This is a genomic window from Pirellulales bacterium (assembly GCA_035533075.1).
In the GTDB taxonomy this organism is placed as follows: domain Bacteria; phylum Planctomycetota; class Planctomycetia; order Pirellulales; family JAICIG01; genus DASSFG01.
The window spans coordinates 1-13,674 of sequence record DATLUO010000189.1 but is presented as its reverse complement, the minus strand read 5'-3'; the positions used below and the strand labels follow the sequence as shown (position 1 = coordinate 13,674).

Genomic DNA, 13,674 nt, shown 5'->3' with positions numbered 1-13,674 from the left:
GGCGGAAGGCGTTACCCAGGTTGAAAGGAGATAGGGTGGGCCGGCGAGCTTGCGAGCGCCGGCCCACCGTCGGCGCAATTTTGGATTTTGGATTTTGGATTTTGGATTCCGCCAATCGAAAATCCAAAATCCAAAATCACCGGTGGGCCGGCGCTCGCAAGCTCGCTCACTCCCACCCTACGCTCATCGGTTTTCCAGAGGCGGCACGCGCTCGGATTGCCGCCCGTCACGCATAGGCGGGTCCTTGGGCACATTGAGCATGATTGCCAAGCTCGACAGAGTCCGGCCGACTCGAACGCGATGCTTGTCTCCAATATTGGTCACGGCGCTGAACGACCCGCGGCCAGCCAACCGATGGAAAAGACGGGGCCACACGCCGGGCCGGTTGTTCCCGTTTGTGGTCCTCTCTATAATGCAGCGGTAGCCCGGAGCCCAAGCTGGAGTTGACGAGCTTGTCGTCGAAACCCAAACTGCTCTACGTCTCCCGATCGCGCGACTCCCACGATCCGCGCATTTCGCCGCTTGGCGAAATGTACGAGTTGGTGTGCGTGCAGGGCCCCATTCGCGCGCTGGCCAAGTTGGCGCGTGACGAATTTGCGGCCATCTACATCGATGGCGAGCACATCCACGAAGCTTTGCAGATTGGCAAGCTGTTGCAGAATGAACGCATTTTGCAGGGAATGCCGGACGGGGTGGTCCTGCTCGACAGCGACAACACCATTCTCTGGGGCAACGGCCGTTTGAAAGAGTGGACCAGCCGCGAGAACGTGGTCGGCGCCAACTTTTACACCGTGCTGGGCAGCCCGGAGATTCTGGGTCCCGACTTTTGCCCCTTTCACACGGCGTTGGCGACGGGCTGCGGCAGCAGCTCCACCCTGCGCTCCAGCGACAGTCACTATTACCGCGTCCACGCGGCCCCGCTCCTAGAGAACGACGACGGGCCGCCCAAAAACCTGGTGGTCACCATCCGAGACGTGACGGCCGAGCAATTGCAGCAGCAGAAACTGGCGGCCATTCACCAGGCGGGCATCGAACTGGCCAATCTTACGCCCGACGAACTGTTCGCCATGACGGTGGAAGAGCGAATCGAGCTGCTCAAGTCGAATATTCTGCACTACACCCGCGACCTGCTCAATTTCAATGTGGTGGAAATTCGCCTGCTCGACTCCAAGACGGGCAAGCTGGAACCGCTGCTTTCCGAGGGTTTGATGCCCGAAGCCACGAACCGCGTGCTCTATGCCCAGCCGCAGAACAACGGCGTGACGGGGTTCGTGGCCGCCACCGGCAAGAGTTACCTTTGCGAAGACACCACGGAAGACCCGCTCTATCTGGCGGGCGCCGCCGGGGCAAAAAGCTCGCTCACCGTTCCGCTCATGCTGCACGATGAAGTGATCGGCACGTTCAACGTGGAAAGCCCCGAACCGCATGCCTTCAGCGAAAGCGACCTGCAATTCCTGGAGATTTTCACCCGCGACGTGGCTCTGGCGCTGAACACCCTCGAGTTGCTCGTGGCCGAGAAGGCCAGCACGGCCGCCGAAAGCGTCGAGGCCATCCATAGCGCGGTGGCCCTGCCGGTCGACGACATTCTGAACGACGCGGTCAATATTATGGAGCGTTACATCGGCCACGAGCCTGAAGTGGCCGAGCGATTGCAGCGCATTCTGCGCAATGCCCGCGATATCAAGCAGGTGATCCAGAAGGTGGGCCAACAGATGGCCCCCAGCCAGGCCCACCCGCAGGCGATCCAGATGAGCGAACGGCCGCTGTTGCGGGGCCTGACGGTGCTCGTGGCCGATGCCGACGACTCGGTGCGCGGCGCCGCCCATAACCTGCTGGAACGTTACGGCTGCGTCGTCGAAACCGCGCACGACGGCGGCGAGGCCATCTTCATGGTCCGCAACCAAAGTCCGGGCCAGAGTTACGACGTGGTGATTGCCGACATCCGCTTGCCCGACATGACGGGCTTCGAATTCATGATCAAGTTGCAGACGGTCATGGAGCACGTTCCTTTGGTGCTGATGACCGGTTTCGGCTACGATCCCGGCCATTCGATCGTCAAGGCGCGGCAGGCCGGACTTCCTTCGGGCGCGGTGCTCTATAAACCGTTCCGGCTCGACCAGTTGCTCGAGACGGTGGAGCAAGTGGTGCGCAGCCGCGCCGTCGAGCAGGCCTAGGCCGATTTTGCCCTTAAGGTTTTGCCAGCTTATGAGCGCGGCAAGGTCCGCCCCATAGGAAAGCTAAGCGATTTGGCGAAAATTGGTCCCGTGTTCTCAAGGGCTGCCGATAGGGTAGCCGATACGGTAGTTGTCCCTCAACGAGGAAGTACGTGGCCGCTAACCGCGGCGCGTATGGGGAGCCCCAGGCAACCGACCCGGTAGTTATCGAGCCAAGGAATGGTTCGACGGCCCTGGAGCCATAACCTTGTGAACTGCGGGATACGACCCACGCTGACCTGCTAACGAGTGACTTGCGACATCGGCCACCGCCGCTACGGCGAAAGCGAACTCCCGACGGAGTCAATCCCTCCCAAAACGAGAGAAGAGCGATACGTGTCGATCAGGACCTGCTCGATAGTGAAGGACAAGCGTTCCGCCCCAGTTCCATGTAAAGGAGACGTTGCTCGATGAAATGGAACATGTTTGTAGGAGCACTCGTTGTCAGCCTGGGTCTGTGCAGCCAGAGCTTTGGCTTCGATCTGCTCAACCGGATGCTGGGCCGCGGCGGAAGCTGCTGCCAGTCGTGCTGTGAGACGAGCTGTTGCGAGCCGACGTGCTGCGAACAGCCCGCCTGCTGCGAGCCGGCCTGCTGCGAGCAGCCCGCCTGCTGCGAGCCGGCCTGCTGTGAGACGAGCTGCTGCAACAGCGGCTGCGGCCACAAGTGCAAGCTGTTTGGCCGCTTGCGGGGAATGTTCGACAAGGGCTGCTGCAATAGCTGCTGCGAAACGGCCTGTGCCGAACCCGCCTGCTGCGAGCAGCCGGCCTGCTGTGAGCCCGCCTGCTGCGAGCAGGCGAGCTGCTGCAATCCCTGCGAGAACTGCTGCAAGACGAAGCGCTGCAGCTTCTTGAGCAACCTGTTCAAGAAGCACAAGGGCTGCCACGGCGGCTGCGGTTCGAGCTGCTGCGGTGGTTCGAGCTGCTGCGGTGGCTGCGCCGGCGGCTGTGGCGCCCCGGCGGACGGTGCCGCTCCGGCTCCTGCCGCTGGTGAAGCTGCCCCGATGCCGCCCGCTCCGGTGACCGACCCGTCGGCTTCGATCCAGGGCCACCGCACGATGGCCTCGACCCGCAAGTTGGTACAGCGCAACTAACACGGTTGACTGTTCAGGGGCAGCAACCAGGGGTCAGAACGAACAAGACCTCTTCGGGATTCGTCCCGGAGAGGTCTTTTCTTTTTTGAAGAACCGTCGGCAAGGTGCGGCAACCCGGTTGGCTGCATGTCAATCGCCAGCCGCGTGCGGAACAAAGTCGCCGACGGCTCGCCCCCGGACGACCGTGAAGTGCAGGTTACCTTCGGCGCGGCTGACCTCGGGGAGCAGAACTTCGTCGATTTGTTCGATGAGGTCGGTGATCTGATCGTCGCCGACGCCGCTGTCCAAAACGCACAGCGTGGCCGCGACGCCGTTGTTCGGCAGGTAGTGCAGGTCGAGCGCCGCCGCGGAGTCGACGCCGTTCACGGCCAGCAAAAAACGCTCCGAGGTCGCGGTGCGTATTGTCCGGACAAAACTGAGAGATGGCATTTTTGGTTTCTCCTCAAAGCGCGGCTTTTTGGCCAAGAACCTATCCGAACCCTGAACTCTGAACCCTGAACCCTCCTACGCAACCACGAGGCATGCGAGCGCGCAGCCAACCGCGACCAGCACCAGCAGGCAGCCGGTCGTTCCCTTGCCGCCGCTCTTGGTGTACCGCAGGCCGGTGCCGGGCACGCTCATCGACGTGTAGCGTCGCCCGCGTGCATTGACACCCGTGCGGAACCCTTTTCCGCCAAACGAGTAGCCGACGCCCGACTTGCTGACATTGATTCTGAACGGCCCAATGCTGGCACTCTTTCGGTATGACCATCCCATGCTTGGCTCCTCGTTGCAGACCAGACCGCGTTCCCTACGCCATTCCCGCAAACATCGCCTCGACGAACTCGTCGGGCACGAAGGGCGCCAGGTCCTCGGCCTTTTCGCCCACGCCCAGGTACTTCACCGGCAAGCCGACTTGCTGACGGATGGCCACGATCACGCCGCCCTTCGCCGTGCCGTCGATCTTGGCCAGCATGATGCCGGTACACTGCACCGCGTCGGTAAAATGTTTCGCCTGACTGATGCCGTTCTGGCCGGTCGTGGCGTCGAGCACCAAAATGACCTCGTGAGGCGCTCCGGGAACCTGCTTGCCGATCACCCGGTGGATCTTGGTCAACTGCTGCATCAAGTTCTGCTGGGTCTGCAACCGTCCGGCCGTGTCGACAATACAAACGTCAGCCTTGATTTCGACGGCCCGTGCCACGGCACGATGCGCCACGCTGGCCGGATCGCCCCCCGATTCGCCCTTCACGATCTCGGCCCCCAGCCGCGAGGCCCAGACGGTAAGCTGCTCGACGGCGGCGGCGCGAAAAGTGTCGGCCGCGCCCAGCACCACGCGCTTGCCCTGCGAGGTAAAGAGGTGCGTTAGCTTGGCGATGGAGGTCGTTTTGCCGGCCCCGTTGACTCCGGCCACCATGATCACCATCGGACCCTCAGCCGCCAGACGGACCGGCTGCTCGTCCTGCGCCAATAAGCTCTTCAGGTTTTTTTTGACGGTTGCCAGAACGTCGGCCAGTTCGACCACGCGGCCGCGGAATTCGTTCTGTACCTCGGCCACGATTTGCTGGGCCGACTGCACGCCCATGTCGGTCTTGACCAGGATCACCAGCAGCTCGTCGAGAAACGCCTCGTCGACCAAACGGCCCTGGCTCTTGAACAGGTCGCGGACGTCGGTGTTCAGCAGTCGGCTGGTCTTTTGCAAGCCAGCCTTGACTTTGTCGAAGAAACCCATGCTCGTCCTAGGTGTCCCGTTGCTTTTCCAAAAACCGGTCGAGGATTCCGTTCACAAACTGTGCCGACTGGCCCGAGCCGAACCGCTTGGCCAGTTCCACCGCTTCGTTGATGGCCACGGCGCCGGGCGTGTCGGCGTAGAGGATTTCATAGGCGCCCAACCGCAGCACGTTGCGGTCGGTGACCGCCATGCGGTCGAGGCTCCAATTGTCGGCGATGCGGTCCAACAGGCCGTCGAGCTCCGCGCGGTTGCGCCGCACGCCCGCCACAAGCGACTGCGCGAAGCTCACCAGCTCGTCGCTCTTCAGCCGGGCGCGCAGGAATTCATCGCCTCGGGCGGGGTTGGCGCCCGGATTCAGGTCGTCCTGAAAGAGGACCTGCAACACGACTTCACGTGCTCGGCTGCGGCGGGACATTGTTAGTGGTTAGTGGTTAGTGGTTAGTGGTTAGTGGTTGGGGGTTGGGGGTTGGGGGTTGGGGTTAGTGCCAGTCGTTCGCACTATCCACTAACCACTAATCACTAACCACTTCCTTGCTCCAGGTTTCTCAGCAGATCGACCATCTGCAGCGCGGCGAGGGCGCATTCGGATCCTTTGTTTCCTACGTTGCCGCCGGCCCGGTGGATCGCCTGTTCGAGCGTATCGCAGGTGAGCAATCCGAACAAGACCGGCACGTCGCTCTCGACGCCGATCCGCGCCAATTCACCGCTCACCGCCCGATTGATGTGTTGGTCGTGCGTCGTTTCGCCGCGAATCACCGCGCCCAAACACAGCACCGCGGCGTAACGACCGCTGCCGGCTTGCCTGGCCGCCACGAGCGGAATCTCGAAGGCGCCGGGCACCCAGGCCACATCGATCGCCTCGTCGCTCACGCCGTGGGCCTTGAGCGTCTCGATCGCTCCACTCAACAACCGCGAGGTGATCGTTTCATTATAGCGCGAGACGACAATAGAAAAGCGGCCTTCGCCCGCCACTGGCCGGCCTTCGAAGATGTTGGGCATGACAACGACCTAAAACTCCAAGCGGATCTTCTTGAGTCGCTCTTCGGTTTCGCGCATCAGCGCGTCTTCGGCGGCTTCGTCGGCCGCCTCATAGGTGACGCTGAACCGCAAAAAGTTTCCGGCATCGTCCCAGGGCACGGTGCAAATCGAGTGTTCGGCGATCAGATGCTGGCTGGCCGCCTCGGCGGTCTCGAACCTCGCTCCGCCGCTCACTCCGCGCGGCGCACGGGTGTAAAGAAAATAGGTGCCGCCCGGCATGCGGCAAGCAAAGCCGCAACGGCCCAGCACCGCCACCAGCTTCTCCAGTCGCCGGCGGTATTTTTCGCGAACGCGGCGGGGAATGGCCTCGTTGTCGAGCGCCGCGGCCGCCGCCTTCTGAATGGCGATGAACTGGCCCGAATCGCTGTTGTCTTTGATGTCGGCAAACGCCTGCACGATCCGCTCGTGCCCGCAAACCCAGCCCATCCGCCAGCCGATCATGTGATAGCCCTTCGAGAGCGAATGGACTTCGACTCCCACCTCTTTGGCGCCGGGCACCTGCAAAAAGCTCAGCGGCCCGCCCTGATAGGTCAGCAAGATGTGAGCGGCGTCTTGCACCACCACGATCTGGTTGGCGCGCGCGAAGTCGATCACGCGGGAGTAAAAATCGCGGGTGGCCGGCTTGCCGGTCGGACTGTTGGGATAATTGAGCACCAGCAGCTTCGCCCGGCGGCGGATGTCGGCCGGCACGGCGTCGAGATCGGGGAAAAAATCGTTCTCCGCCAAGAGCGGCAAGCGGTAGACTTCGCCCCCGTAATACCGGGTGTGCGTGCCGGCCACCGGGTAGCCGGGCACGGTCATCAACGCAATGTCGCCCGGATTGATGAAGGCCGCCGGCAGCATCGCCAGCGCGGGCTTGGAGCCGATGGAGTGATTCACCTCCTTGACGGGGTCGAGCTTGACTCCAAAATTCCGCTCCATGAAGCGGGCCGCCGCCTCTTTGAAGGCGGCGATGCCGTTGTCGGCATAACCGCGGTTTTCGGGCTTGTGAATCTCGGCGGCCATCACCGCACGGACCGATTCATCGGCCGGTTCGTCGTTTTCGCCGATGCCAAAATCGACCAGCTTGCGATCGGGGTGCTCGGCCAGCGCCTTCCGCTTGGCACGCTTGATCTTCTCGAACTTGTAGATTTCGGTCCCTTTGCCGTAGTTGACGCCGCCGATCCGCTCGGCGAACAGAGACTGGAAGTAGGGGTCGCTCATGGGGTTGCATCGAAAACAGGAGGTTCCGCGTAGGGTGGGAGCGAGCGAGCTTGCGAGCGCCGGCCCACCATGTTGAAGGCGTCAGGCGTTAGGCATTGGGCGTTACGGCACGGTTGTGACTCTGTGCCCAAAGCCTAACGCCCATCGCCTAACGCCTTGCTCACGGGGCTCAAAAGCTCGCTGATCCCACCCTACGGTATCACTGATGCTGCCAGGCGGCAAGTTGCTTAAGTTTTTGTCAGAAGGGGGTTTTTCTTGTCCGAGAGATAGCCGCGGGCGTGGTTCTAGGCTATTCTTATATTGGTGGTCGCGGTGTCCAGGCGGCCTGCGACCCTCCAGGCAATGTGTGTCAATTTTTTTGGAGGTGTGTCATGAGGAAGTTCTGCTTCCTGGCAGTGGCGGTTGCCGTGTTGGCCATGGCGACTGCCGAGCGGGCGCAAGCCGGCGGACGGCGGACGCGTTACTATTCCTACGGCGGCACCGCAACGGTGTCGCAGCGTGCGACGGGCCAGGCGGCCCAGTCCAGCACCACCCGTCGTTATTCCTATGGGCCGACGACGGCCAATGGTTCAGCAGTGCGCTATTCGTATTCGCCCAACTACAACGGCAACCGACAGCCGTCGAGCTGGCGGGCCGATCGCAAGATCTTGGGCACGGGTTATTGATCGAGCGAGCGAAACGAAGCATCACTGCCCAGGCAGTAGCCCGAGACGTCGAAGGATGTTCTCGGGCTTTTTTATGCGCTCCGCACCTCTGTAGGGAACGGACTCCGTGCCGTTCCGGAAAGTGCGAATCGAGCGGTTTTTTGCGCACTTCACGGAACGGCACGGAGTCCGTTCCCTACAGGGCGGCGCTCAGCCCAATTGGGCCAGCCAGAGGTCCAGATCCGCGGCGGTGGGCGTGCTCTGAAACAGATCCTGAAAGACGCTGTCGAGCCAAGCGACGGAATCGGAATGGCCTTTGTTGGCCGCGTTGTAATACTCGGCCGACGAGATGAAGCCGGCAATCAGGTCTTCGTTGCGAGCGCCCTGCTCGAACTGGCTCACCCAGAACGCGATTTCCGCCGAGCTGGTCGTCCGGCCGAGGAACGTCTGGTAGTCGCTTGCCACCACGATCGCCTCCCGCTCGGCACTGGTCGCGATGCCCAGCGCGATCTGGTAGCGGTTCACGCCGGCCTGGATTTCGCCCAGCCAGTAAGACAGGCCGGCGTCGTCGGCGGGACGGCCCAGCAGGTCCAGGTACATTCCGATGACCCACGCGGCATCCGTTCCGCCCTGAAGCTGCGCGTATTCCGACGAGCTGAGCAACTCGGCTTCGAGTTGCTCGTCGGTCGCGCCGAGCTGCATTTGCGTCACCCAATAGCTCAGCCCGGCGGAATCGGCGGGCCGCGCCAGGTAGTGCTCGAAGGCCGCGTTGATGAACGTGGTGTAATACTCGACGCTGTGCGTGAGCGACTCAGCCACGTTGCTGATGTTCGCGGGGAGGTCCGAAGCGACGGGCGGGTTGATCGTGCCGCCGGTCGTCGGCGGAGTACTGACGGGCGGTGTGGTGATCGGCGTGGGGACGTCGCTGGCGCCGGCCGCTGCAGCCAGCCCGCCGGCGGCGTTCGACCAGAGCTCCTCGACCGCGTACCCGTTCAGATAAACTACGTTGCTGTTCAGGTCGGCGAAGTCGCCGATTTCATAGCCCGAAGTGGCGTCGTTGCTGGCGTCCCACCAGCTCGTGCCGTCGGGGTCGGTGACCGACTCAGCCAGCTCGTGAGAGGCCGCCGCGGTTTGCTGCGCAAACGAGGTCAGGCCGGCCACCTGGTCGTTGCCGATCGGATCGGGAATGACCGCATACCGGACGAGTTGCCCGTTGGAAGCGACAAAGCTGTTGTGATACCCGGCAAACCCGGTTGGGTAGCCGTTGCTGCGCGTGCCACCTTGCGAGACGGTGACATCAGGCGGAGTGAAGACGAACAGCAGGCGGTTGTCGTCGGGCACGCTGAGAGCGCCGGAACCGATTTCGGAGTTGAGCACACTTTGGATCGTGCCGTCGCCTACGGTCGAGCGGCGCCAGGCGTCTTGTGGGATGTCGAACTCGCCGACGTACGATCCGTGGCCGATGGCTCCGGCCTGCGGGGTGCCGTATTGGGCCAGCAGGTCCATGAAACTGCTGTTGGTGATCGAGGCGAAGAACTGGTCGATCTGGGCGGCGTTTTGCTGAAGCGAGGAATCGGTGGCCCAGGCCTGCCCAAGAAAGACGGTTTCGACGGCCACGTTGTGGATGAGCGGGCCGCCTTGATAGGTGACGCCCGTCAGCAATCGCCGGTCTTCCAATGCCTCGGCCCGACACGCTCTTGTGGAGCGCCTGCCGCGACCGAACCGTCTTCGTAGTCCGCACATGGTGAGCATTGCCAGCCGGTCAACGATCCGTGCCGCGCCCCGACTGCGACACGCAAAGGGCAAAAAAGGCCCTGCGCGTAATGCTAATCGCGGGTGCGGAAAAAGCAAGCCGTAGCCCGTAGCCCGCTTGCTCCGCAAGCGGATGTGCGTTGCCAACGGGCAAGCCTGTCCCTTGGTGAAAGTCGTCAAGCCAGGGAAAGCTGTTCCGCTTGCGGAGCAAGCGGGCTACGGGCGGAGCAAGCGGGCCACGCGGCTTGCACCCGCCTTGGACCTGGATAAGATGGAGCCAGAAAATGCAGCGTTTATTGATCTGGAGAATTCAATGTTCCGCCGTGCCATGCTGTCGCTTGTGTTGCTCCCTCTCGTTGCCGTAGCCGCTCGCGCGGCCGACAACGCCAATAACCCGGCTTACGACAACCCGCTGGCTGCCGCGGCGGACCCCGACTTCGCCCTGCAAGGCGAGTACGTCGGCGAGCTGGACACGGGCCTGGGCGCGGTGAAAACCGGCGCCCGAGTGATCGCTCTCGGCAAAGGAAAGTTTCACGCGGTGCTCTATCTGGGCGGTCTGCCCGGCGATGGCTGGAACAAGGAAGTCTATGAGGGCGACGGCGAACTGAAAAACGGCGCGGTGCTGTTCGAGCAGCCGCAAGGACTGGGCCGCATCGAGAACGGCACGCTCTCGATGACCACCCCCGAGGGCGATGTGGTGGGCAAGTTGTCCCGCACCGAACGCAAAAGTCCGACGCTGGGCCAGAAGCCGCCCGAGGGCGCCGTGGTGCTCTTCGACGGCCGGAACGCCGACGCGCTGGTAAACGGCCGCGTCAGCGACGACGGCCTGTTGATCCCCCCGGCCACCAGCAAGCAAAAGTTCGGCGACTGCTCGCTGCACGTGGAGTTTCGCACGCCGTTCATGCCCCTAGCGCGCGGGCAGGGCCGGGGCAACAGCGGCTGCTATTTGCAGGGCCGCTACGAGGTGCAGATTCTCGATTCCTTCGCCTTGGCCGGCAAGAACAACGAGTGCGGCGGCATTTATTCGGTGAAAGACTGCGACGCGAACCTCTGCTACCCGCCGCTGGTTTGGCAGACCTACGATATCGACTATACGGCGGCCGAGTTCGACGGTGCGGGCAAGAAGCAAAAGAACGCCCGCATTACGGTGCGGCACAACGGCGTGGTGATTCACGACAACGTGGAATTGCCGCACGCCACCACGGCGGCCCCGGTGGCCGAAGGCGCGGAAAAGGGGCCGCTCTACTTGCAGGACCACGGAAACCCGGTCCGCTTCCGCAACATCTGGTTGCTGGAAACATCGAAGTGAAAACCCGATGCGGCTTGCCGTGCTGATCCTGTTGACCGCCCTCCTGCCGCTCGGCTGGGGTTGGATCACGTATTGGCTGGTGACCCGGTTCTGGCCGGAGCGAGGGACAAAAACCGGCGATGTCCGCCCTGCCGATCGCCCGGCCTCTCCCTACGACTATCAAATCTAGCCGATCGCCCCCATGACGCCGGAACTTCACGAGTTTATGCGGCTGGCCCCCTTGGGCCTGCTGGTGGGGGCCTACGGCACACTGGTGGGCGCCGGCGGCGGATCGGTTCTGGTGCCCGCGCTGTTGATGCTGTTCCCCCACGAATCGCCCGCGACCATCACCGCCATGTCGCTGGCGGTGGTGTTCTTCAACGCCTACTCCGGCACGATCGCCTACGTGCGGATGGGCCGGGTGGACTTTCGGGCGGGCGTTTTGTTTACGCTGGCCGGCCTGCCGGGCGCGGTCCTCGGCACGCGGCTGGTTCACGAGATGCCGCGCCGCCTGTTCGATCCGATTTTTGGCGGGCTGTTGTTGGCCGTCGGCGGGCTGTTGTTCGCCAGTCCGCTGGGCGTGGGAGGCGAGCTGGGGCCAGGTGCCGCGGCCCGGTTGCCCGACCGCCGCCTGCTCGTGGGCTCCGTCGGCAGCGCCTACATCGGCGTCTTATCCAGCCTGCTCGGCATCGGAGGCGGAATCATCCACGTCCCGTTCCTGATCCGGGCCTTGCGGATGCCCGCCCACACGGCCACGGCCACCTCGCATTTCGTGCTGACGTTCATCGCTCTGACGGCAACGGTGACGCACGTGGCGCTGGGCGAGTTCGAGCGCGGACTGGCGCAGACCATGTATCTGGCCGTCGGCGTCATGATGGGAGCGCCGCTGGGGGCATCGCTCTCGACCCGTCTGCAAGGATCGCTGATCGTGCGCTTGTTGGCGCTGGCGCTCTGCCTGGTGGGGCTGCGCCTGCTCGGCCGAGCGCTATTTTAAGTAAGTTCTGTCAGTGGCTATCACGAGGGCAGGAGGACCGACGCATGACCCGTGTGATTGTCGATGATGGACTTTCGAGCACCACGCCGGCGATTCACAAAGAGCCGCCGCCGACGGTGACCATCACCGAGAGCGCCAACGCCACTAAAGGGGGCGACGCCGGCGAATTCGCCGTCAGCCGCACCGGCCCGACCGAGAGCGCGCTGGCGGTCAACTACACGGCGATCGCGAGAACATCGAGGGAACGTCGATGGAAAGTCGATTTGCGGTCGGCGCCGGCCAGGCCGGCCTGCGAATTGGCCCAGGGCGTGTTGCCGAGTTGCCCGGCCAAGCGGAGACCTGTTGCCGGCAAGGGCTAAAGCCCTGGCCGAGAAGCCCGGCTGAAGCCGGCTACCGAGGTCGGGTTCGGTGACGCAAACCACCAGCTAAAGCTGGTGGCAAGCGACCGAAGCCCGGCTAAAGCCGGCTGCCAAATTGCCACCACGGGCCTATTGACATCATGTTCATATATATCGTATACCTAAGAACACATTTCAACATTACTAGAATTGCAGACAAATCTATGTCATGCGAATCTCTTTCCGACGACGGCCGGCCTCGGACCGGCGACCCGACCGCGCCCCGCCGCGAACTGCTGCGTCTCGACGAGATCGACGGGACCGACATCCACTTGCTTTGGCCCGATAGGCTTCCCGTGGGCCACGTGACCGTCGTGGCGGGAGAGGCCGGCAGCGGCAAAAGCCTGCTGGCCGCCGGCCTCGCCGCGCGGGTCTCCAGCGGCGCAGCCTGGCCCGAGGCGGTGGCGGGCGACACGCGCCCCGGCCCGGTCCTGATCGCGCAGTCCGACCGGCGCCTGAACCCGGTCGTCAAAGGACGGCTGTTGGCGGCCGGCGCCGATTCGCGGCGAGTGGCCCTCATCAATGCCGACGCTGAACTGCCCGAAGGTGTTACGCCGGCCGAGGCCGTGATCGGCAAGCTGGAAAGCGCGTTGGACCAAATCGCCGATTGCCGGCTGGTGGTGGTCGACCATTTGCGCGGTTGGCTGCGGCAGCCCGGCCCGCGTGCCGAGGAACTGGCCGCCTTGTTCGACAAGTTGGCCGAGCTGGCGGCGCGGCGTTGGATTGCCCTGGTCGTCGTCTGGCAGCCTTCCAAATTCGGCCGTCGTGAAGGTGGAACCGCGGCGGGACGCGCCGCCGAGCGTGGCAGTCTTGGAAACGGTTGGCAGCCTTCCAAACAGTGAGCCGGTGCCGCAAACCGCTTCCACTCCCAGCAAACGGCGTCTCCGCAAGCTTCGCCGCGAACGCAAGGCCCTGGAAGTATTCCAGGCGGTCCTCCGGGGCGGATAAGCCCGGCCGCTTGCCAAACGTTACGAAACCGCTTTCGGTAAGGTTTTTCCACGTTGGCTCGTATTCTTATGGGGCGCGCCCGTAATTTCATTGATTTCCGGCGAAAAGCTGGTTATCGTAAGGTGCCCCCCGTGATGACGGGGGACGGGCGGAAAGGACGGGGCTGATACAAAATAGCCGACCACCTGGGAGCCAGAGCCATGAAGCGTCTCTTTCGTCGTTCGTTGCGCCGTAGCGGGAAAAAAGGGCATCGTCAAACATTGGGCAGGTCCGCGCCGCGGTCCGGCGTATTTCGGGCCATCGGCTGGGAACAGCTTGAAGGGCGCATGCTGCTCACGGCCCAGCTCGTGGTCAACACCACCGCCGACGACCTCGACGGCGGCACCGTCGCCAA

General features: G+C 63.3%; 16 protein-coding genes. 8 read left to right on the top strand and 8 right to left on the bottom strand.

The window, feature by feature from the left end; translation table 11 throughout:
- Positions 1–452 precede the first annotated feature (452 nt).
- Complete coding sequence (locus tag VNH11_23320) at positions 453–2,174, top strand: response regulator (GenBank protein ID HVA49315.1); 1,722 nt, start codon at positions 453–455, stop codon at positions 2,172–2,174.
- 382 nt (positions 2,175–2,556) lie between these two features.
- On the opposite strand, the gene VNH11_23315 is transcribed toward VNH11_23320, so the two are convergent.
- The 7 genes from VNH11_23315 to VNH11_23285 all read right to left on the bottom strand — a co-directional run bounded on the left by VNH11_23315 (position 2,557) and on the right by VNH11_23285 (position 7,256).
- Positions 2,557–3,300, bottom strand: a complete 744-nt coding sequence (locus VNH11_23315; GenBank protein HVA49314.1) for a hypothetical protein — start codon at positions 3,298–3,300, stop codon at positions 2,557–2,559.
- A 133-nt stretch (positions 3,301–3,433) separates the two neighbouring features.
- Positions 3,434–3,769, bottom strand: coding sequence for a hypothetical protein (locus VNH11_23310; GenBank protein HVA49313.1), 336 nt, complete (start codon positions 3,767–3,769; stop codon positions 3,434–3,436).
- A gap of 39 nt (positions 3,770–3,808) precedes the next feature.
- On the bottom strand, positions 3,809–4,060 hold the full coding sequence (locus VNH11_23305; protein ID HVA49312.1) for a DUF4236 domain-containing protein: 252 nt from the start codon (positions 4,058–4,060) through the stop codon (positions 3,809–3,811).
- Between the two features lie 34 nt (positions 4,061–4,094).
- Positions 4,095–5,015, bottom strand: a complete 921-nt coding sequence (gene ftsY / locus VNH11_23300; GenBank protein HVA49311.1) for a signal recognition particle-docking protein FtsY — start codon at positions 5,013–5,015, stop codon at positions 4,095–4,097.
- 7 nt (positions 5,016–5,022) lie between these two features.
- Complete coding sequence (gene nusB, locus VNH11_23295; GenBank protein ID HVA49310.1) at positions 5,023–5,430, bottom strand: transcription antitermination factor NusB; 408 nt, start codon at positions 5,428–5,430, stop codon at positions 5,023–5,025.
- A gap of 104 nt (positions 5,431–5,534) precedes the next feature.
- Entirely contained in the window at positions 5,535–6,014 is a 480-nt protein-coding gene (gene ribH / locus VNH11_23290; GenBank protein ID HVA49309.1) for a 6,7-dimethyl-8-ribityllumazine synthase, read from the bottom strand.
- 9 nt (positions 6,015–6,023) lie between these two features.
- Complete coding sequence (locus tag VNH11_23285) at positions 6,024–7,256, bottom strand: LL-diaminopimelate aminotransferase (protein ID HVA49308.1); 1,233 nt, start codon at positions 7,254–7,256, stop codon at positions 6,024–6,026.
- A gap of 371 nt (positions 7,257–7,627) precedes the next feature.
- Here VNH11_23285 and VNH11_23280 point away from each other — a divergent pair, with 371 nt between their 5' ends.
- Positions 7,628–7,921, top strand: coding sequence for a hypothetical protein (locus VNH11_23280; protein ID HVA49307.1), 294 nt, complete (start codon positions 7,628–7,630; stop codon positions 7,919–7,921).
- Positions 7,922–8,110: 189 nt separating this feature from the next.
- Here VNH11_23280 and VNH11_23275 read toward each other — a convergent pair whose 3' ends face one another.
- Positions 8,111–9,652 carry a DUF4214 domain-containing protein gene (locus tag VNH11_23275; GenBank protein ID HVA49306.1) on the bottom strand — a complete coding sequence of 514 codons (1,542 nt, stop codon included), beginning with the start codon at positions 9,650–9,652 and terminating at the stop codon, positions 8,111–8,113.
- A gap of 313 nt (positions 9,653–9,965) precedes the next feature.
- Between VNH11_23275 and VNH11_23270 the strand changes: the two genes are divergently transcribed.
- The 6 genes from VNH11_23270 to VNH11_23245 form a co-directional block, all read left to right on the top strand.
- Positions 9,966–10,961: a DUF1080 domain-containing protein gene (locus VNH11_23270; GenBank protein ID HVA49305.1), complete on the top strand. Its 996-nt coding sequence runs from the start codon at positions 9,966–9,968 to the stop codon at positions 10,959–10,961.
- Positions 10,962–10,968: 7 nt separating this feature from the next.
- The gene (locus tag VNH11_23265) at positions 10,969–11,130 is read left to right on the top strand and encodes a hypothetical protein (protein ID HVA49304.1); all 162 of its coding nucleotides are present in this window, start codon (positions 10,969–10,971) and stop codon (positions 11,128–11,130) included.
- Between the two features lie 12 nt (positions 11,131–11,142).
- Entirely contained in the window at positions 11,143–11,934 is a 792-nt protein-coding gene (locus VNH11_23260) for a sulfite exporter TauE/SafE family protein (GenBank protein HVA49303.1), read from the top strand.
- A gap of 44 nt (positions 11,935–11,978) precedes the next feature.
- Positions 11,979–12,293: a hypothetical protein gene (locus VNH11_23255; GenBank protein HVA49302.1), complete on the top strand. Its 315-nt coding sequence runs from the start codon at positions 11,979–11,981 to the stop codon at positions 12,291–12,293.
- 203 nt (positions 12,294–12,496) lie between these two features.
- Positions 12,497–13,174, top strand: a complete 678-nt coding sequence (locus VNH11_23250) for an AAA family ATPase (protein ID HVA49301.1) — start codon at positions 12,497–12,499, stop codon at positions 13,172–13,174.
- A 306-nt stretch (positions 13,175–13,480) separates the two neighbouring features.
- A partial coding sequence (locus tag VNH11_23245) for a hypothetical protein (GenBank protein HVA49300.1) occupies positions 13,481–13,674 on the top strand: 194 nt, incomplete at its 3' end.